Source organism: Chryseobacterium sp. CH21, assembly GCF_004119445.1.
Taxonomy (GTDB): Bacteria; Bacteroidota; Bacteroidia; order Flavobacteriales; family Weeksellaceae; genus Chryseobacterium.
The window spans coordinates 1-19,858 of the sequence record NZ_QICI01000021.1; the positions used below are offsets into that span (position 1 = coordinate 1).

General features: G+C 37.0%; 13 protein-coding genes and 4 pseudogenes. 11 read left to right on the forward strand and 6 right to left on the reverse strand.

The window, feature by feature from the left end; all coding sequences use genetic code 11:
• A pseudogene (locus BOQ62_RS03465) lies at positions 1-534 on the reverse strand (T9SS C-terminal target domain-containing protein); the annotation flags it as partial.
• Positions 535-1,134: 600 nt separating this feature from the next.
• Between BOQ62_RS03465 and BOQ62_RS03470 the strand changes: the two are divergent.
• Positions 1,135-1,623, forward strand: coding sequence for a hypothetical protein (locus tag BOQ62_RS03470; RefSeq protein WP_129037145.1), 489 nt, complete (start codon positions 1,135-1,137; stop codon positions 1,621-1,623).
• A 326-nt stretch (positions 1,624-1,949) separates the two neighbouring features.
• Here BOQ62_RS03470 and BOQ62_RS03475 read toward each other — a convergent pair whose 3' ends face one another.
• The gene (locus tag BOQ62_RS03475) at positions 1,950-2,954 is read right to left on the reverse strand and encodes a glycosyltransferase (protein WP_129037147.1); all 1,005 of its coding nucleotides are present in this window, start codon (positions 2,952-2,954) and stop codon (positions 1,950-1,952) included.
• 209 nt (positions 2,955-3,163) lie between these two features.
• Here BOQ62_RS03475 and BOQ62_RS03480 point away from each other — a divergent pair, with 209 nt between their 5' ends.
• Together BOQ62_RS03480 and BOQ62_RS03485 are read left to right on the forward strand one after the other, a co-directional pair.
• Positions 3,164-4,174 carry an SDR family NAD(P)-dependent oxidoreductase gene (locus BOQ62_RS03480; RefSeq protein ID WP_129037149.1) on the forward strand — a complete coding sequence of 337 codons (1,011 nt, stop codon included), beginning with the start codon at positions 3,164-3,166 and terminating at the stop codon, positions 4,172-4,174.
• Between the two features lie 198 nt (positions 4,175-4,372).
• Positions 4,373-5,178: pseudogene (locus tag BOQ62_RS03485) on the forward strand (helix-turn-helix domain-containing protein).
• Between the two features lie 749 nt (positions 5,179-5,927).
• Here the strand turns inward: BOQ62_RS03485 and BOQ62_RS03495 are convergent.
• A pseudogene (locus BOQ62_RS03495) lies at positions 5,928-7,090 on the reverse strand (class I SAM-dependent RNA methyltransferase).
• 137 nt (positions 7,091-7,227) lie between these two features.
• On the opposite strand from BOQ62_RS03495, the pseudogene BOQ62_RS03500 reads away from it, so the two are divergent.
• Positions 7,228-7,952 (forward strand): annotated as a pseudogene (locus BOQ62_RS03500) (class I SAM-dependent DNA methyltransferase).
• Positions 7,952-8,680 (forward strand): ZIP family metal transporter, encoded by a 729-nt coding sequence (locus tag BOQ62_RS03505; RefSeq protein ID WP_129037151.1) that lies wholly within the window; start codon positions 7,952-7,954, stop codon positions 8,678-8,680. The pseudogene BOQ62_RS03500 and the gene BOQ62_RS03505 overlap by 1 nt, the downstream one beginning before the upstream one ends.
• 62 nt (positions 8,681-8,742) lie before the next feature.
• Here the strand turns inward: BOQ62_RS03505 and BOQ62_RS03510 are convergent, their stop codons facing one another.
• Both BOQ62_RS03510 and BOQ62_RS03515 read right to left on the reverse strand, forming a co-directional pair.
• Positions 8,743-10,128 (reverse strand): OmpP1/FadL family transporter, encoded by a 1,386-nt coding sequence (locus tag BOQ62_RS03510; RefSeq protein WP_228413641.1) that lies wholly within the window; start codon positions 10,126-10,128, stop codon positions 8,743-8,745.
• Between the two features lie 53 nt (positions 10,129-10,181).
• Positions 10,182-11,300 carry a prolyl-tRNA synthetase gene (locus BOQ62_RS03515; RefSeq protein ID WP_164976667.1) on the reverse strand — a complete coding sequence of 373 codons (1,119 nt, stop codon included), beginning with the start codon at positions 11,298-11,300 and terminating at the stop codon, positions 10,182-10,184.
• Positions 11,301-11,443: 143 nt separating this feature from the next.
• Between BOQ62_RS03515 and proS the strand changes: the two genes are divergently transcribed.
• The 5 genes from proS (at position 11,444) to dnaJ (ending at position 18,170) form a co-directional block, all read left to right on the forward strand.
• Complete coding sequence (gene proS, locus BOQ62_RS03520; protein WP_129037155.1) at positions 11,444-12,919, forward strand: proline--tRNA ligase; 1,476 nt, start codon at positions 11,444-11,446, stop codon at positions 12,917-12,919.
• A 119-nt stretch (positions 12,920-13,038) separates the two neighbouring features.
• Positions 13,039-14,361: an OmpA family protein gene (locus tag BOQ62_RS03525; RefSeq protein ID WP_129037157.1), complete on the forward strand. Its 1,323-nt coding sequence runs from the start codon at positions 13,039-13,041 to the stop codon at positions 14,359-14,361.
• Positions 14,362-14,474: 113 nt separating this feature from the next.
• On the forward strand, positions 14,475-15,809 hold the full coding sequence (locus BOQ62_RS03530; protein ID WP_129037159.1) for an Nramp family divalent metal transporter: 1,335 nt from the start codon (positions 14,475-14,477) through the stop codon (positions 15,807-15,809).
• Between the two features lie 606 nt (positions 15,810-16,415).
• Complete coding sequence (locus BOQ62_RS03535) at positions 16,416-16,952, forward strand: nucleotide exchange factor GrpE (RefSeq protein ID WP_129037161.1); 537 nt, start codon at positions 16,416-16,418, stop codon at positions 16,950-16,952.
• 99 nt (positions 16,953-17,051) lie between these two features.
• Positions 17,052-18,170: a molecular chaperone DnaJ gene (gene dnaJ, locus BOQ62_RS03540; RefSeq protein WP_129037163.1), complete on the forward strand. Its 1,119-nt coding sequence runs from the start codon at positions 17,052-17,054 to the stop codon at positions 18,168-18,170.
• 137 nt (positions 18,171-18,307) lie between these two features.
• Here dnaJ and BOQ62_RS03545 read toward each other — a convergent pair whose 3' ends face one another.
• A complete protein-coding gene (locus BOQ62_RS03545; protein ID WP_129037165.1) occupies positions 18,308-19,192 on the reverse strand; it encodes a DUF808 family protein in 885 nt (294 codons plus the stop codon).
• A gap of 155 nt (positions 19,193-19,347) precedes the next feature.
• On the opposite strand from BOQ62_RS03545, the gene BOQ62_RS03550 reads away from it, so the two are divergent.
• A complete protein-coding gene (locus tag BOQ62_RS03550; protein WP_228413643.1) occupies positions 19,348-19,830 on the forward strand; it encodes a tetratricopeptide repeat protein in 483 nt (160 codons plus the stop codon).
• Positions 19,831-19,858 lie beyond the last annotated feature (28 nt).

The window sequence follows — 19,858 nt, forward strand, 5'->3', positions numbered from 1 at the left end:
AAGGGTTGTAACATTTCCGGCAACAAAGAATCCTAAATCTGTTGTTTGAATCACAGATCTTGCTTCTTCATCAGAAGAACTTCCTAATGTTTTCTGCCACAATTCGTCTCCAAATTCATTGATTCTGATCAGCCAGATATCTGATCCACCTTTGGAATCTTCTTTTTTATCCAGTCCTTTTCCAGAGTAGGAAGTTCCTGCTAACAGAAACCCTCCATCCTGAGTTGTAACGGTAGCTGATAAATAATCATGATTAGATCCTGAGAAATATTTCTCCCAGACTTCTTCTCCCTGCTGATTCAGTTTTACCAGGTGAAAATCGTAACCGTTGTTCTGCTTACTTCCAGCCTCCAGCTTCCCGCTTCCTGACTTAATAGAGCTTCCCGTAATAAGATATTGCTGATCTATAGTTGTAGTGACCTGACTTAGGAAATCCTGAGTAGAGGATCTGATGTCTTTTTGCCACATCACTTCCTGGGCAGATAGACCAAGGATCGTGCATAAAGTGAATGCACTGAAATAGAATTTTTTCATTCCCGTGTTCTTTAAGTTAACATTGTTATCATGGTAAATCTAATCTTCATCTTAAATAATAAGAATGAGATCGTGTTTATATTGTAAAAAATATTTTTCAAAATTATGCAAAAAATCTTCTGATTATATTGTATTCAGTGTGTATGAAAATCGATAGGATATTGTACACATTAAGCTGATTTTGAATAATGGGAAAATTGCAGAAGATTATAAACCGAATGGTTGTAATTGTATAAAAATTTCATAGTTATTGTTTTTTTGCCATGGCTGGCCGTTTTTTATAAAACCCCACAAATTTAACGTTTTTTAACATATTTACGAGAGTTTACGTTTGATTTCATGCAAAAATATTGATTCCAAACGACAGAACTTGTCGTATTAAAACAAAAATACTCCAATTATCAATTACGAAATTATATCACATAAAAGACAATATCCTATTAACTTTTAAATGAGAAAACGCAATCTCTATATCATATTTAATCATTTGATAATCAGCTATTGTAATGCTTTATTTTTATCAATAGTTTTACTATTAAATAAAGGAACAGCTTATGAAGTGTTCTTCAAAAAATAATAACCCATAAAAAAATACAAATAATGGCATTAACTAATTTAAACAACACCCATCTTACAGAAGCACAGCTGACAGAAGCTCAAACAGCACTTACCTCACTGGAAACAGCTATGGCTGCCATCATCGTAAATCTTTCAGCAGAAGACCGCCAGAAATACGGCAGTATCAATGAACAGAATAAGCTTCTGGTGAATAAAGTATCAGATTATAAGAAAAACCAGCCTGCCTTAAGTGCTTCCGAAATTGACTGGGAAGAATTCGACAGAGATTTTGCTTCCAGAAAGAATTATGAAGGTTTTATTACCAGACTGGAAAGTCTTATTACAAGACTAAAAAGTGCTAAGACCCTGCATGACTACGACAATTATCAGGCTGCCCTTATAGACTATGCTTACACCGCCTATAAAGCAGGTACAGCTTCTCCGGGGTTTGAAGTAAAGCAAAATGAACTGAAACAGTTTTTTGGAAAGAGTACCAAAACTGATGAAGCCTTTCCGAAAGAGAACAAATAAAATCAAAAAAAGATCCAGAACTTAGTTTTTGGATCTTTTTATATCTACTGCAGGGCTCCATAACCTATCTTTCGGGGTCCGGAAATACTCCGTCGGGGTTGTGAACTCCTCTGGATATGTCTTTAATAGGTAGGATGGGGTTCTACAACCGCAAATTCGGTGTAAAAGACCGAAACGAAAGGTAAAAAGACCTCAAAAGATCATTTCGAGACCCCAAAATTACGGTCTTTCAACCCCGAATTTTATATTGATAACCGATAGAATAGGCTATTTTAATAAGTAATTGAAGTTCAGACAGCCCATTCTTTCGCAGACAATTCTATCTGTTACTTCTTATAATAGTGATGCGGAAAAGCGTCTTCAGGTTTCATTCTGAAAACATTCAGCAAAATCCATGATTTCAGGAAACCATATCCGTAAGAAAACATCTGAATATAAGTGGAAATAACTGCCATACCGGCAATACTTATATTTTTAGTCAGTAATAAAGCGTGGAACAAGACCAAAAAGGTATACAATCCATAGAAAGAAAGAATGATTCCTCTTCCCATTATAAAATATTCCAGAAATCCCATCAGATATCCTAACATAAATAAGGTAGGAAATGCAAAAGAAATCTTCACATAATTGGGGTGTCTCTGGTTAAGGATTGGCCTTGCACAGCCAAACTGATAGACTTGTCTGGAGAATTTCCCAAAATCAACCCTACGTTTATGGTATACGGCAATATCATCAAAAAAAGCAGTGGTAAAACCGTTTTCCCAAAGCGTCATAGAAAGGTCCGGATCCTCCCCTATTCTCATTTCGGAAAACCCGCCTACTTTTTCAAAAACAGCCTTTTTCACGCCCATATTAAAACTTCTGGGCTGAAATTTAGAAACCGCCTTCTTGCTTCCTCTGATTCCTCCGGTAGTAAAAACAGAAGTCATAGAATAGGAAATAGCCTTCTGCATCAGATTGAATCCTTTATGTGCTTTATCCGCTCCTCCAAATGCATCACAAGGGATGGTCAGGATATCATTTTTAATATGTTCAATATAATCTTTTTCAACGATGACATCACTGTCTACAAAAACCAGCCATTCATTAGCCGCTCTTGCTGCACCATAATTTCTCGTTAGTCCCGGTCCTGAATTATCTTTTCTGAAATATTTGATATCCAGAATTTCATCAAAATTTTTGATGGTGGGTTTCAGGTCTATTGAAGAACCGTCATCTACGATAATGATCTCAAACTCCTTATCCGTCTGTTGGGTAAGGGAGGTCAATAACTCAAAAAGTTCGTCTTTTCGGTTGTAAATGGCAACGACAATGGAAATAGTAGGCTTCAAATTCAAAATTTTTCAAAATTACTTATTCGCAGAACAACCTACAAACAGTTTAACAGCTTATTCAGAGAAATTAACGATGTGAAACCATATTCTTCTTAGTCAAAGGAAATTACAACTGAAATTCTGAGCCAAGTTATTTGACATTTTAAACAAAATGAAGATTGAAAATCCCGCCTAATTTTGCTATAGAAATTTAAAACAACAAAAAAATGGAACCTATTATCAACTCAACACAGCAACCTATTCAATCAGGTTTTAATGCTTCTTCAACAGCTCAGGAAGTTATTCAGGGAATTGATCTCACCGGAAAAACAGTGATCATTACCGGTGGTTATGCAGGAATTGGTCTTGAAACCACAAAAGCCCTTACTTCAGCAGGAGCCCATCTCATTATTCCCGCAAGAGATATTGAAAAAGCAGGAAAGAATCTTACAGGAATTGAAAATTTTGAACTTGAAAAAATGGATCTGATGAATCCGGCCTCCATTGATGCTTTTGCGGAAAGGTTTATATCATCAGGCAGAAGCCTGGATCTGCTTATTAATAACGCAGGAATCATGTGGGTTCCTCTTCGAAGAGACAGCAGAGGTTTTGAATCTCAACTGGCCACAAACTATCTTGGACAGTTTCATCTTACCTCGAAACTATGGCCAGCTCTGAAAAAAGCAAATGGAGCGAGGGTTATCAGTGTCTCTTCCTATGGGCATCAGATGGCCCCTTTTAATTTTGAAGATCCTAATTTTGAAAAAAGAGATTACGACACCCTTTCCGGATACGGCCAATCCAAAACAGCCTGCAATCTGTTTGCTGTAGAACTTGATGAAAGAGGAAAAGAATTCAATATCAGGGCTTATTCTCTTCATCCGGGTTCTGTGTACGGAACTGATCTGGGCAGAGAAGAACCTATTGAGCTTTATAAACAACTCGGAACCCACGATGAAAAAGGAAATATAAAGCCTGAAGTGGAAGCACGATTAAAAACCGTTCCACAAGGAGCTGCAACAACAATCTGGTGCGCAGTAAGCCCACAACTTAACGAAATAGGCGGGGTTTATTGTGAAAACTGTGATATTGCAGAAATAGACAGAGGACAAATTGAGCACAGGTTTGATGAACCGGCAACCATCCACGGGGTACAGCCTTATTCTATCGATAAAAATAATGCTGACCGTTTATGGAAACTGAGTGAAGAAATGCTGGGATTTCACTTTGATGCTTAATAAACGTTTTTAGGCAATTATATACAATTTTACAGTAATCCTGTTATCTTATTATTATGACGTTGTCATTCTGAATGTAACACAGTAAAATGAAGAATCTAAGCTTTACATGAGATTCTTCCTTCGTCAGAATGACAAGGCGTAAAATTATATATAGTCGCCGTTTTTAAATACATTTGTAATGAAAAACTTTTCACAATGGATTTCCAGATACAGTACCTCACACCGGATATCAAAATTTCCAGTTATGACGACAAGCTCTTCAAAACGGAAACGGTTTTTGAATATCACATGCTGGTATGGTTCATATCAGGAGAAACGAAAATTATTCAGGCAGATAAAACCTATCTGTTTAAGGCTGGAGATATTTTTCTCATTCCGAGAAATCATCTTGCCACGATCATCAATTATCCCAAAGACGGACTTCCTCATAAAGCGGTAGTGATGCATCTTACCACAGAACGACTGAAAAATTTTTATAGTTCTGTTGATTATGAGAGGAAAAACAGATATCAGGAATCCATTATTCACAGCTTCAGCAGTCATCCGCTTCTGAACAGCTGTCTTGCTTCTCTCATTCCTTATTTTGAGATTGAAGGTCCGTTTCCTGAAAACATCGCCCATTTAAAGATTACAGAAGCAATCAGTATTTTAAGGGAAATTGATCCGGATATTGATACTTTACTCGCAGATTTTGATGAGCCTGGAAAAGTGGATCTGATCCATTTTATGGAAAAAATTATATGTTCAATATGCCATTGGAACGCTTCGGATATCTCACAGGAAGAAGTTTATCTACTTTTAATCGTGATTTCAGAAAGATTTTTCAAATGACTCCACAGCGGTGGCTTACCCAAAAACGTCTTGAACTGGCCTATTATCATTTATCCGAAAAGAATAAAAAGCCTTCCGATGTCTTTCTGGAAGTAGGTTTTGAGGATCTTTCCCATTTTTCACATGCCTTTAAAAAACAGTATGGTTTTGCACCTTCACTGACACGATAACAAAAAAGGTTGTACACACTGTACAACCTTTTTTATATTTTAATTATTCCTGAAGTTATTTTTTCTTTAAAGTATCTAAATCTTCTGATTCTTTCTTTTGAGATATTACATTATGATTTAATGCTTTTCTTTCAGGCTTTGACTGTGATGACCGTGATGATTTTGATCCAGAACCAAAAAGATCTAGTAAATCAAAAAGTACATCAAATATGTCAAAAAAATTCCAGGACATTTCTAATCTCAGAGGTTATTATTTATGATATTCCAATTTATGCACTTTCTTCGTTCCTTCATACTATTTTGTCCTATTATATAAAAAATCCCGACCTAAAATAGATATATAATACTGCCGAAATAAAAAAAGCGATTACTGAACAACTAAAAAACAGCAGTTTGAATAGCGTTTTAAAATAATAAAGTTCCAAAACGTACAAAATAAAAAACACTATAAATGAAACGCCAGTTCCTATTAAAGACGCGACCACTAAAGTTTGTGTATAATTTTGTGCAGGTAAAGGATCTTTAAAAACAATAAAAAAAGAAAATATTGCCAATACCAAAGCTATGGCACTTACTTTCTCCGTGAAGTATTTTGATTTCTTCGATTCTTTCTTTTGAGGTTTCTCATCATAATTCAGGCTCTTTCTGTCAGAACTGGAACGTGATGATCCCGAACCGGATTGAAACAGTCCGGATACACTAAATAGGGTATCTAACAGATCAAAAAAATCTCCTAACACTTTTTCTTATTACTTATTCTCTTCCAGTTTATGTACTTTTTTCGTTCCCTCATACATTTCGTACTGTAAAAATCTTGTTTCCAGCTTTCCGTTGAAAAGTTTGATCTTTCTTGAAGGACGTAGACCGATCTTCTTCACTGCTTCTAAATCCGAAGAAATAAGCCAAGCCAATGTATTTGGGTAATGGGTTTTAAAGGTATCTCCTATTTTCTTGTAGAAATCATCATCATTAATGGAAATTCTCTCATCATATGGAGGGTTGAATACCATTAATAACGGGAAAAGTTCTTTTTTAGATTCAAAAAAGTCTTGTTTTTTAATCTCGATAACGTCTTCCATTTCTGCTGCTTCTACGTTCATTCTTGCAGCATTCAGCATTCTTGCGTCAATATCATACCCAACAATTTTTCCATCAAATTGTCTTACTCTGTTAATTCTGAATTCCTTGATTTTAGAAAACAAATCTGCATCATAGTTATTCCAGTTCTGAAACCCGAATCTTTTTCTGAAAATCTGAGCCGGAAGATCCATCGCAATCATTGCTGCTTCAATCAATAATGTTCCGGAACCACACATCGGATCAAGGAATTCTTTCCATCCCAGCCAGCCAGCTGAAGCATCCCGCTTGCTAATACTTCGTTGATAGGTGCTTCTCCCTGTTCTCTTCTGTACCCTCTTTTAAACAACGGATCTCCCGAAGAATCCATTGAGATCATCACCAACTCCCTGTCTATATGAAGGTGGAATTTAATATCCGGATTTCTTGTTTCTACATTCGGACGTCTTCTGAATTTTTCCTGGAAATAATCCACGATGGCATCCTTCATTTTTAACGTCACAAACTGAGAATGCTTGAATGTTTCAGAATTTACAGTAGCATCAATGGAGAAAGACTGATCAACATCCATGAAATTTTCCCATTCAAACTTAAAAAGTCTGTCATAGAACTGATGCTGATTAAAAGCCTTGAATTCATGAATCGGTACCAGAATTTTCAATGCTGTTCTTGCAGAATAATTAATTTTATAAAGAAAACCAAGATCTCCTTCACAGTTTACTGCTCTGTTTTTCATTTCAACATTCCTTCCACCTAATTTTTTGATTTCTTCTGCCAGAATCTGCTCCAATCCGAAGAATGTCTTTATCTGTATTTTAATATTTTCTGTATCCATAAGTTTGAATTAAAAGATTTAAAGCTTTAAAAATTAAAAGATTAGCTATCCAACGTCTTGTCCAATTGAATTTTTCAATCTCTTAATGTTGTAAAATACTTTGCTTTTAACCGCACAAATTTAGTTATTTTTGCATTATGGAATGGTTTGAATCTTGGTTTGATACCCCTTATTATCATTTGCTTTATAGCAACAGAGACTATACTGAAGCTGAAAACTTCATTACAAAGCTCACTGCGGACCTTCAGTTGCCGCCTCAGTCGAAAATCATAGATCTTGCCTGCGGAAAAGGAAGACACTCGGTTTTTCTTAATAAATTAGGGTATGATGTTTTGGGTCTTGATCTTTCAAGACAAAGTATTGAATCTGACAAACAATTTGAAAATCAAACCTTGATTTTTGAAGTTCATGATATGAGAAACCCAATTGATGCAGATCCTATGGATGCTGTTTTCAACTTATTTACAAGTTTTGGGTATTTTGACAAAGAAAATGACGATAAAAAAGTGTTTCAGTCGGTTTACAATGCATTAAAGCCCGGAGGATATTTTGTTCTGGATTATCTGAACGAAGAATTTGTAAGAAATACCTTAGTTCCTGAAACAACAATAACCCGTGGTGATATTGATTTTAAAATTCTGAAAAAATCGAAGGCAGACACATCATCAAAGACATCCGTTTTGAAGCTGATGGTAAGCCGTTTCATTTCTTTGAAAAAGTAAAACTTCATACCCTGGAAGCCATCCACAACTATGCTTCCGAATGCGGTTTTGAAAGAATAAAAATCTGGGGAGATTATCAGCTGAATGAATTTAAGAAAGATAGCTCTCCGAGATGCATCAATTTATTTAAGAAAAAATAATGACAACAGTACTTTTACTGATTTTAAGTGTAGTTACAGGTGTATTCCTGGGAAAACACTTTGGTAAAAAAGAAAAGCTGGCCAAAAATCTCTTGGTATTGAGTGCCGGTTTTTTGATTACAATCTGTCTCAACGAAGTCTTCCCTCAGGTTTATACCTCTGCCGGAAGCAGTAGTCTTGGGATATTTGTGATTGGAGGAGTTCTTCTGCAAATGATTCTGGAAGCGCTTACCAAAGGTTTTGAACATGGGCACTTCCATCACCATAGTGAACATAATATCCTTCCGGCTGCATTAATGGTGGGACTATTCATCCATGCTTTCATTGAAGGGATTCCTCTTGCCAATGAAACACAAGAAATGTCACCTTACCTTTGGGGAATTGTATTTCACAATCTTCCGATTTCGTTTATTCTGGGTGCGTTTTTATTTAACAGAAAACGAGAATCCAAAAGTTCTTCATCCTATCCGTCTATTCTCATTGTAGCCTTGTTTGCACTGGCTTCTCCCATGGGAATGTTATTAGGAAACTATTTCAATCCTGATCTTCAGCCTTATTTTCTGGCTATTGTAGGAGGAATCTTCCTTCACATATCATCCGTGATTATTTTTGAAAGCAATAAAAATCATAATATAGATTGGGTAAAAATCGGGCTGGTTGTTTTAGGAGTTTCACTTGCATTAATGATGCATGTCTTCCATCAACATCCCACTGCTCATTCTCATTAAAAAACAAACAAGCTCCGGAATCCGGAGCTTGTTTGTTGTATATAGCTTACTGTTTTAAAAGCTTAGAATTTCCATCCTAATGTAAGGAAGAAGTTGTTTCTATTGCTTTTTACATCACTTACTGCATAAGAATCACTTTCGAAGATTTTACTAGAAGAGTAATATGATGAATCAAAATTATCTCCCATATATCCTCTCATGAAAGGATTAGCATATTTAGATGAAATATTCTGATAAGATGCATCTACATAAAATGATTTGAAATCATATCCGATACCGAATGAAAGTGTATTTCTGTCACTTAATATCAGGTTGCTGTAAGACTGATCTCCTACACTTCCTGCATCATTAAATCTGCTGATCGTAAGCGCATCAAAAGGACTTGACTGGTAAGAATACCCTCCTCTCAGTCTGAACTGCTGTACTCTGTACTCAGCTCCTACTCTTACTTCGGAAAGATTTTTGTAGTTCTCTTTAAAGAAACTATTCAACTCTCTTTCTGCTCCTCCGTATACTTTATAATCAGGTTTTGTAAGTCCAAGAGTATAGTCTACGTTCAACGAGAAGTTTTTGCTTGCCACAAATGCGGCACTCACTGTCGCTTTAAGCGGTGAAGTAAACTTCCTGTTTTCAGCTCCCATATCATCTCCGTAAGTAGGATCGTTATAGAAATAATAATTTCTGTCTATATTCCAGAATGTAGGCGTTTCAAGAGATGCTCCCAATCTGAAATTAGGACTTAATTTTCCAATTACCCCTAATGAAGCAGAGAAACCTGAAGATCTTTCTGAATAAGGAGTGTCCTGCTTACTGAATCCTTCTGTAGAATTATTGGCTAGATTTCGGTAAAATAAAGTATCATATTGATCTAATGAAGCATTGAAGAAATTAAAACCTGCTCCTAAATATAAGTTATGGTTATAATTTGCTCCAACCCCAAAGCTCATTTTTGATAAATTACCGTATCTTTCATACATGTGACCCGCCATTGCAGCATCTTTTGTAATATCAGCTTTATCAAAAGCATACACGATATTATTATTTCCTGGTGACTGAATTACATTATCAAGCTGCTGATTAGAAAAATTAATACCGATATTGATAAATTTCCACTTAGTTTCCGTCATCAGAGGAAAAGCGATGATCCCTCCGGCATTTCCAAGGTCACCCTTAGTTTTGCTGTAATCCATCGTAGATCCAGCCAAAGAACTGCTGTTTTTATTTCCTAAAATAGATAAAGTTCCTGAAACCTCTCCTGAAATAGCAACCCCTAAACCTGCCGGGTTCGTAAGCAAAGAGTTTGCATCCCCACCTAGCGCACCATTTGATCCAGCCATTGCATTGAATTTAGCTGATCCCACCATAGGAGTACTTGAGTAAACATCCACAGTATTTCTTATTACAGAAACATCCTGAGCCTGCGCATAAAATGCAGCAGAAATACTCATAAATACTAAAGATTTTTTTAACATTATTTTTTGATAGTTTATTAGTTTGAAAATTATCTGAAGCCACCTCTGCCTCCGCCGCCGGATCTCATTCCGCCGCCTCCGCCAGAAGAACCGCCTCTAAAGCCGCCGCCTCCGCCGCCGCTAGATCTGAAACCTCCGGAATCATTAGATCTGAAGCCTCCATTATTATTGTTATATCTCGGCTGTGACTGCTGATAATTATAGTTAGGTCTTGTCTGTGGTGCAGAATTACGGAATCCACCGTTTGATTGTGTATTTCTGAAACCTCCTGAGTTACTATTTCTGAAGCCTCCTGAATTACCGTCTCTGAAACCACCATTACTGTTTCTGAAACCTCCGCTTGAGTTAGAATCTCTGAAACCACCGTTATTGGTATTTCTGAATCCTCCATTTCCATTACTGTTTCTGAAACCTGAATTATTGGTATTGGTTCTGTATACTGCATTGGCTACACCTGTATTCTGGAATCCTCCTCCGCTTACACCGCTTCTTCTGTAAACAGGTCTGTTGTAGTATCCACCACCCCAGTAGCCTCCTCCGTATCCCCAATAAGGGTTTCCGTAGTATCCTCCACCCCAGAATGGATCATAATAACCACCGTAACCATAGCCCCAGTATGGACTTCCCCATCCGAAAGAGCCTCCCCAGCCCCATCCGAATGATCCGCCCCAACCCCAGGACATACTAGCACCCCAGCCCCAGCCGCGGTTCATACCCCAACCCCAATACGGACTGTAACCACCATACCAGCCCCAAGGAGATCCCCATCCCCATGAGTTGTCATAGTAGTTAGTTTGAGAACCTGCATAAAGTCCCCAGTCTGAATCTGTGGCATTGGTATTCCAGTTGGTATTGGTATTACCCCAGTCATTATATCTGTTTTGCTGTTCTCTGGAATTCGCCTGTGCATTTTCAATTACATTGGAATCCTGATAATAGTCATAATATTCTCCTACTCTGTTTCCGCTATCATTAATGATAACTCCTTCAGGTAGCGTATCCTTATTGGGGTCATAATACACCCCGTCTGTCTCGCTATACCCTCCCATCTGAGCACCACAAGACACAAGTAATAATCCGCCCGATATAGCCAATATCCCTTTGGATCTTAGCAGACCAAGCAAATTTTTATGTATATTTCTTTTCATGATAACGTAAAAATTTTTAATTTAAATTATATTTGCAATCTGTACCAAAAATGTACCAAACACTGGTAAAAAAATCTATCAAAAATAGATTTTTATTTTTAGATAACAATAATGTACAAAAGTTAAAAAAATTTAAAAAAATAATGGCAAAATTAACCTCAAGAAGCGAAGATTACAGCAAATGGTATAATGAGCTGGTTGTAAAAGCTGATTTAGCTGAGAACTCAGGCGTGCGTGGATGTATGGTGATCAAACCGTATGGCTATGCGATCTGGGAAAAAATGCGTGATGAAATGGATAAAAAATTCAAGGAAACAGGTCACGTTAACGCATACTTCCCGCTTTTTGTGCCCAAGAGCTTGTTTGAGGCAGAGGAAAAGAATGCAGAAGGCTTTGCAAAAGAATGCGCTGTTGTTACTCACTACAGATTAAAAACCGATCCGGACAATCCATCAAAACTGATTGTTGACCCGGATGCAAAACTGGAAGAAGAACTTATCGTTCGCCCTACTTCAGAAGCTATTATCTGGAATACCTACAAAAACTGGATTCAGTCTTACAGAGACCTACCAATATTGATTAACCAATGGGCGAATGTTGTTCGTTGGGAAATGAGAACCCGTCTTTTCTTAAGAACGGCAGAATTCCTATGGCAGGAAGGGCATACTGCTCACGCTACAAAAGATGAAGCGATTGAAGAAGCAGAAAAAATGAATAAAGTATATGCAGATTTTGCAGAAAACTTTATGGCAATGCCGGTAATTCAAGGATTGAAAACTCCATCTGAAAGATTTGCAGGAGCTGATGAAACGTATTGTATCGAAGCACTCATGCAGGACGGAAAAGCTTTACAGGCTGGAACCTCTCACTTCTTAGGACAGAATTTCGCAAAAGCATTTGATGTAAAATTCACCAACAAAGAAGGGAAAATAGAACATGCATGGGCTACATCATGGGGTACTTCAACCCGTTTGATGGGAGCATTGATTATGACACACTCTGATGATTTTGGATTGGTACTGCCTCCTACTTTAGCGCCTATCCAGGTAGTAATTGTTCCGATCTTTAAAGGAGAAGAGCAGCTAGAACAAATCAGTGAAGTGGCTTTGGATATTCAGGCTAAACTAAAAGCAAAAGGTATTTCTGTGAAGTTCGATAATGATACTCAGAACAAACCGGGATGGAAATTTGCAGAATATGAATTGAAGGGAGTTCCTGTAAGAATTGCAATGGGGCCAAGAGACCTTGAAAACAAATCTGTAGAAATTGCAAGAAGAGATAATTTGACGAAAGAAGTTCGATCTATTGAAGGGCTGGATTCTTACATCGAAGATTTATTGAAAACTATTCAGCAGGATATTTATAACAAAGCTTTTGAATTCAGAAAAAATAATATCACAAAAGTGGATACTTATGAAGAATTCAAAAAAGTATTGGAAGAGAAAGGTGGTTTCATCTATGCACACTGGGATGGAACAGCTGAAGAAGAGGAACAAATCAAGGATGAAACGAAAGCAACCATCAGATGTATTCCTCTGGATGATGATGTAGAAGAAGGAATCTCTTTGATTTCCGGAAAACCTTCTAAGAGACGTGTATTATTCGCAAAAGCTTATTAAAAATTTTAATTATTTAGAATAAAATCATTAAAATTTAAAGAAATATTCAAAAAAAAATGACGTTTGGACGGATTTTTGTTTAAATTTATGTCAACATTAATCAAAAAAATTTATTTATTATGTCTTTAAATGTCATTGATTTAATTAAAGGACAATTAGGTCCCGCTTTGGTTTCACAGGCTGCATCGCAGTTTGGCGAAAGTGAATCCGGTATTTCTAAAGCAATTGGCGGATTATTACCTGCTGTAGTAGGTGGATTAGCCAATAGTGCAGATAAGCCTGGCGTTGTGGATGCTATTACACAAGCCTCTTCAAGTGGAATTTTAGGAAATTTATTAGGCGGAGCGTCTAACAATCCTATAATTTCTACTTTGTTATCTTCAATTTTTGGAGATAAAGTAAGTGGATTAGTCAATTCCATTGCTAGTTTTTCAGGAGTCAGCAATACCACTGCAGGTTCTTTGTTAAACCTGGTGACTGGGGCTACGGCAGGTACGGTTGGAAAATATGCAGCAGACAATAATTTGGGTGCTTCAGGTATTTCCAGCTTACTGAACGATCAGAAAGGTATTATTTCTTCATTATTGCCAGCAGGTCTTTCTTTGGCTTCCTTTGGATTAGGAGCTGAAAACTGGTTTGGTCAGGCGAAAGAAACCGTTTCTTCGGTAACTTCTACAGCTAAAGATAACATCGCAGAAGGTGTAGCTACAGCTAGAGAAAATGTTTCTGAAGGAGCAAGAGAAATAAGAGAACAATTTAATAATAACAACGATAATCAAGGCGGAGGTTCAATCTGGAAATGGTTGCTTCCGCTTTTATTACTGATAGCCGCCGCCTATTTCTTATGGAAACAGTGTGAGAAAAAACAGACGACCACAACTACAACCACTACGTCTGACTCAGTATCTACAAGTACTACTACAGATACGGCTGCTACAACTACAACAACTGTGGCCCCTGCTGCTAAAACCGATGAAAACATTGACCTTAACGGAGTCATGTTAAAAGGGTATAAAGGTGGTATGGAAGATCAGATGATTTCATTCCTGAAATCTGACGGTTACAAAAATGCTGCTGACGATTCTGCATTGAAAGATAAATGGTACGATTTTGACCATGTCAACTTCAAAATGGGAAGCTCTACTGAACTTGAAGCAGGTTCACAAGGACAATTGGATAATTTAGTAGCTATCCTTAAAGCTTTCCCTGATGCCAAAATCAAAGTTGGAGGTTACACAGACAAAACAGGAAACGAAGCTTCTAACGTAAAACTATCAAAAGCAAGAGCTGAATTCATCAAAGCTGCTTTAGCTAAAGCTGGAGTTGGTGCACAGGTAATTGCAGCTGACGGTTATGGAAGTCAATTTGCTAAAGTAGATGCAAAGGCTTCTGATGCTGAAAGAGCTGCTGACAGAAAAATGGCTATCAGATTTGCAAAATAATCTTTAGACTTAATAAAAATTAGATCCCGGTAAGTAATTTCCGGGATTTTTTTATGCCTCGATTTTTCTGTTTACATTTATTTAATTAAATTTGTTAGTCATTTCTAACATTTATGAATTTTAATATAAAAAGCGCCTGGCGAAAAGATAAAACAAACCATTCCCTATCAGAGGTTTATTCTTCTATCAAAGTTCCTAAAAATGCTACTTTCTGGAGGAAATATCTTGCCTTTGCAGGACCTGGACTGATGATTGCCGTGGGATATATGGATCCCGGAAACTGGGCTACAGATATTGCAGGAGGAGCTCAGTTTGGGTATACATTGCTTTCTGTAATTCTTATCTCCAATATTTTTGCGATGGTTTTACAGCATTTATCCGTAAAACTGGGAGTTGTTGCAGAAAGAGATCTTGCACAGGCATGCAGAGACCATTTCAGTCCCACTACCAATTTTATTCTATGGATATTCTGTGAAATTGCGATCGCCGCCTGTGATCTTGCCGAGGTCATTGGTTCTGCTATTGCATTAAATCTATTATTCCATATTCCTTTAACCTGGGGAATTGTTATTACCACAGTAGATGTTTTAATTATTCTTTTACTTCAATCCAAAGGTTTCCGATGGATTGAAAGTATTGTAGGTGGACTTATCTTCATTATTCTGGCGTGTTTCGTATACGAAATCATTATTTCACAACCTGCTTTTAATGAAATTCTGGGTGGTTTGGTTCCACAGAAGGAAATTATTCAGAATCCTGCCATGCTTTATATTGCTATCGGAATATTAGGAGCCACAGTAATGCCTCACAACCTATATCTGCACAGTAGTATTGTGCAAACCAGAGATTATACCCGTGATACGGAAGGGAAAAAGGAAGCGATAAAATTTGCCACGATAGACAGTACAGTTTCACTGATGCTGGCTTTCTTCATTAATGCCGCCATCCTTATTCTGGCGGCCGCAACATTCCATACTACAGGAAACGAGCATGTTGCAGACATTCATGATGCCTATAAAATGTTAACACCTATTTTGGGAGCTTCTATGGCTAGTATCGCATTTGCTATTGCTTTATTAGCATCCGGACAAAACTCTACATTAACAGGAACACTTGCAGGGCAAATTGTAATGGAAGGCTTTCTGAATATCAGGTTAAAACCATGGCTGAGAAGACTGATCACCAGACTTATTGCTGTAATTCCGGCCCTTATTGTTGCTATTCTTTATGGTGAGCAGGGAACAACCGAATTATTGGTTTTGAGCCAGGTTATTTTATCCATGCAGCTTAGTTTTGCTGTTGTTCCATTGGTGATGTTTACCAATGATAAAGCTAAGATGGGCGAATTTGCCAATAAACCTTTTCTTAAAATCTGCGTATGGATTATTTCCATTATTATCATTGTTTTAAATCTGTACCTGCTATACCAGACGTTTACAGGAGAATAATTCGTAAAGTGAATGGTTAATAGTGAATTTTTGTTTCACAAAGTCAATTTCTAAACTTACGCTGCTCAAAATTCACAAGCGAAGCGCATTGACATATTCATCATAGATTATAGATCAATGAATAGGCAATAGTCAATTTTTGTTTCACAAAGTCAATTTCTAAACTTACGCTGTTCAAAATTCACAAGCGAAGCGCATTGAAATATTCATCATAGATTAGTGAACAGGCAATAGTCAATTTTTGTTTTACAAAGTCAATTTCTAAACTTACGCTGTTCAAAATTCACAAGCGAAGCGCATTGACATATTCATCGTAGATTAGTGAACAGACAATAGTCAATTTTTGTTTTACAAAGTCAATTTCTAAACTTACGCTGTTCAAAATTCACAAGCGAAGCGGATTGACATATTCATCATAGATTAGTGAATAGTCAATAGTCAATTTTTGTTTCACAAAGTCAATTTCTAAACTTACACTGCTCAAAATTCACAAGCCAGGCGCATTGACGTATTCACGATTCACCATTATTTCTTTTTCTGCCTTAATGTCCTGATTTTAGATTTGGCAGGCTCTTTGTCAAACAATCTGTAAATAAATATTGAATTATGGAAAACCAGGATATTAACGAAGAAAGCATCAATAATCAGGAAGAAAACACTGTTCAGAATGACGCAACGTCTCAGGACAATGTGACAGCTACTCTTTCTCCAGAGGAACTTTTGGCAGAAGAAAAAGACCGTTACATCAGATTGTATGCTGAATTCGAAAACTATAAAAAAAGAACGACTAAGGAGAAGATGGAATTCTTCCAGTACGCCAACCAGGAGATGATGGTTTCAATGTTAGGGGTTTTAGATGATTTTGAAAGAGCATTGAAAGAAATCGCTAAAAACGGAAATCCGGCTGACTTGCAAGGGGTAGAACTGATTTATCAGAAATTCAAGAATAAACTTACCGAAAAAGGCTTAAAAACAATGGAAGTAAAGGCTGGTGACAGCTTTGATGTTGATTTCCATGAAGCGATTACTCAGATCCCTGCTCCATCGGAAGATTTGAAAGGAAAAATCGTAGACGTTATTGAAACAGGATATACTTTAGGTGATAAAGTAATTCGTTTTGCAAAAGTAGTAACAGGAAATTAAAGTTCATAATGATAATGATGAGTGATAATAGATGAATATTTCACTTATTAACTTTATAGTATCTTTTATCATTTATCAATAATCAATTATAAAATTGTCATGTCAAAAAGAGATTATTACGAGGTTCTTGAGATCAGCAAATCTGCATCCGCCGACGAAATAAAAAAAGCATACCGTAAAATGGCCATCAAATTTCACCCGGATAAAAATCCAGGGGATAAAGAGGCTGAAGAAAAATTTAAAGAAGCGGCTGAGGCTTACGAAGTTCTGAGCGATGATCAGAAACGTGCAAGATACGACCAGTTCGGTCATGCCGGAGTAGGTGGAAACGGCGGTTTTGGAGGCGGAGGCTTCGGAGGCGGAATGAACATGGAAGATATTTTCAGCCAGTTTGGAGATATTTTCGGTGGTGGTTTCGGAGGATTCGGTGGTGGCGGTGGAGGCCGTCAGCAGGTGAAAGGTTCTAATTTAAGAATCAGAATCAAGCTGAACCTTGAGGAAATGGTAAACGGTACTCAGAAAACCATCAAAGTAAAGAAAATGAAGATGGCAGAAGGTGCCACTTCAAAAACATGTCCTACCTGTAACGGTTCTGGTGTTCAGTTGAAAGTAATGAATACCATGTTTGGTCAAATGCAGACTCAAACCACTTGTAGCACTTGTCAGGGAATTGGAAAAGTTGCTGATAAAATTCCTGCAGGAGCTAATGCACAGGGTCTTATTAAAGATGAAGAGGAAATCACGATCAACATTCCGGCAGGAGCAAGAGACGGTATTCAGCTTAATGTAAGAGGAAAAGGAAATGATGCTCCGTTTGGAGGCGTTCCGGGAGACCTATTGGTGATTATTGAAGAAGAAATAGATCAGGTCATCAAGAGAGAGGGCGATAATCTTCACCAGGAACTATATGTTTCATTTGCAGAGGCCGCTTTAGGAACTAAGAAAGAAATTCCTACCGTAGGCGGAAAAGTGAAAATTACTGTTGATCCGGGAACCCAGTCCGGAAAGATCTTGAGATTGGCAGGAAAAGGACTTCCTAGCATCGACAGTTATGGTAAAGGAGACATGTTCATCCACATCAATGTATGGACACCACAGAAGCTTACTAAAGATCAGAAAGACTTCTTTGAAAAGCAGATGTCCAGCGGAGAAATGGTAGCAGAACCATCCGGAAAGGAAAAAACTTTTTTTGATAAAGTAAAAGATTTATTCAATTAATATAGAAAAAGAGACTTTTTACAAGTCTCTTTTTTTGTTTAAAGTTCAAAGTTTTATATTCAAGGTTAAATCTTATCATAAAAATCTGCACTCTTTCGGGTACAGGATTTTTTGGTTATTTAATTCTAATTCTGTTTTTATTTTTTTGTCGCTAAAGAATAGATTCCTTTTCCTAAAGTGAATATAGCAACCGCTGCCAATCCTCCAACAACACCAAGCGTAAGCTCTTTCAAAACATCTGGCCAGGTTGGAAGTATCCCATGCAAAAATTCAATCCTATGCAGAAAAATGCCACCAGCAACCATTATTAAAGCAATGGTTCCTACAACTCCTAATATTTTAATAACAATAGGTAAAGCCTTTACTAATAGATGTCCAAGCTTTCCGAAAAAACCTTTATCATTACTTTTCTTTATTAATTTAAACCCGGCATCATCCATTCTTACGATCAAAGCTACAATTCCATAAACTCCAACAGTAGCGATAAATGCAACCAGGCTCGTCACTAAAATCTGCGTAATGAAAGGATGACTTTCTTCCAATACGGTTCCTAAAGCAATAATAACGATCTCGATTGATAAAATAAAATCAGTTGTAATTGCCGATTTTACTTTCTCTTTTTCAATTACTTCAGAACTTTTTTCGTCTTCTTCAATTTCCTCTATGACTTCATGACCCTTTTTGTCACGGTGAAAAAGAAATTCTATTACTTTTTCAACCCCTTCAAAAGCCAGATAGAATCCTCCAAGGATCAATACATAATTAATAGCCGGAGCATACAACCAATTAAGTAAAAAAACGACAGGCAGAATGATCAGCTTGTTGATAAAAGAACCCTTTGTAATTGCCCATAAAACCGGAATTTCCCTTGAAGAAAGAAAGCCAGTGGCTTTTTCTGCATTTACAGCCAGATCGTCTCCTAAAATACCTGCTGTCTTTTGGGTAGCAACCTTACTGGTAACTGCTACATCATCCATCAATGCTGCAATATCATCTAAAATTGCAAAAAAGCCTGATACCATATTTTAATAATTTTTTAATCTTTGTTAAGTTCAGCAAAAATAAATATTTAATTCCGTTTTTGGATTCATAATCTGACAATTATTTTGAAAATTATAAGAATAGTAAAGCAATGCTTCGCTTTCAATATTTTATATCTTTGTTTAAAACCTTTTCAATGGATCAAAACTGGGAAACCCAATTGCAAAATATATGGCTGAAACTGGGAACAATAAGCAATGATGCGTTTATTCGGCAGATTAAAGAGCAGGTAGAATTGCTTACTGATGTAGATTCACAGGCTATTGCCGATTTTGAAAGAGCCTGCGCTTTCGATTCCACCGGACATGAAAAGGAAGCAGAACCTTTGTACAGATCTGCATTGGATAAGGGATTAACCGGTTTGCGGAGAAGAAGAGCAAGAATTCAGCTGGCAAGCACTCTAAGAAATAATGGAAAAATAGATGAAAGCATCCAAATTTTAAGGGAAGAAAAAGCCAACTATTCTGATGAACTGAATGATGCGGTAGATTCTTTTTTAGCCCTGTCCCTTTCTTCAGCGGGTGAGCATAAGGAAGCCCTGTCTTTAGCATTGAAAGCCATATCAAAACATTTACCGAGATACAATAATTCTTTGAGCCGATATGCTGAAAACCTGTAATTTTAAACGTTTTTAAAAACCTGATACT

Coding starts and splice junctions, on each gene's coding strand:
- BOQ62_RS03525 (WP_129037157.1), top strand. CDS start 13,039: ATGTCTTTAAATGTCATTGATTTAATTAAAGGACAATTAGGTCCCGCT.
- BOQ62_RS03535 (WP_129037161.1), top strand. CDS start 16,416: ATGGAAAACCAGGATATTAACGAAGAAAGCATCAATAATCAGGAAGAA.
- dnaJ (WP_129037163.1), top strand. CDS start 17,052: ATGTCAAAAAGAGATTATTACGAGGTTCTTGAGATCAGCAAATCTGCA.
- BOQ62_RS03530 (WP_129037159.1), top strand. CDS start 14,475: ATGAATTTTAATATAAAAAGCGCCTGGCGAAAAGATAAAACAAACCAT.
- BOQ62_RS03515 (WP_164976667.1), bottom strand. CDS start 11,300: ATGAAAAGAAATATACATAAAAATTTGCTTGGTCTGCTAAGATCCAAA.
- BOQ62_RS03480 (WP_129037149.1), top strand. CDS start 3,164: ATGGAACCTATTATCAACTCAACACAGCAACCTATTCAATCAGGTTTT.
- proS (WP_129037155.1), top strand. CDS start 11,444: ATGGCAAAATTAACCTCAAGAAGCGAAGATTACAGCAAATGGTATAAT.
- BOQ62_RS03550 (WP_228413643.1), top strand. CDS start 19,348: ATGGATCAAAACTGGGAAACCCAATTGCAAAATATATGGCTGAAACTG.
- BOQ62_RS03470 (WP_129037145.1), top strand. CDS start 1,135: ATGGCATTAACTAATTTAAACAACACCCATCTTACAGAAGCACAGCTG.
- BOQ62_RS03510 (WP_228413641.1), bottom strand. CDS start 10,128: ATGAGTATTTCTGCTGCATTTTATGCGCAGGCTCAGGATGTTTCTGTA.
- BOQ62_RS03545 (WP_129037165.1), bottom strand. CDS start 19,192: ATGGTATCAGGCTTTTTTGCAATTTTAGATGATATTGCAGCATTGATG.
- BOQ62_RS03505 (WP_129037151.1), top strand. CDS start 7,952: ATGACAACAGTACTTTTACTGATTTTAAGTGTAGTTACAGGTGTATTC.